The following is a 270-nucleotide window of genomic DNA, read 5'->3' on the forward strand; positions in this document are numbered from 1 at the left end:
CGGTTCAACATCAGCAATGTTGACCGCGTTTTCACCCGGCGTAATTGCCAGCAGATCGCGCAGCGTGGTTGCCGGACGCTCATTAACCAGCTTCGCGTATTCCTGATAGTCGCTGTACTCGCCGCTTTGTACCGCTTGTTGCAGCGTGCGCACCACGTCCGGGTTGTAGGCGTGGTATTCGCCGCCGTGGACGTATTTCAGCAGGCCGCCCTGGCTGATGGGCTTACGCGCCAGCCAGGCACGTTTCGACAGATTCAGCAGATCCTGCTG

The 270-nt window shown here is 59.3% G+C and carries 1 protein-coding gene; it reads right to left on the reverse strand.

Annotated elements, in window-relative coordinates; genetic code table 11:
* Positions 1-270: glutamate synthase-related protein (locus SB756_RS30345; RefSeq protein ID WP_410913272.1), on the reverse strand; the 270-nt coding region annotated here is incomplete at both ends.

Source organism: Pseudomonas sp. SIMBA_068 (assembly GCF_046534705.1).
Taxonomy (GTDB): domain Bacteria; phylum Pseudomonadota; class Gammaproteobacteria; order Pseudomonadales; family Pseudomonadaceae; genus Aquipseudomonas; species Aquipseudomonas putida.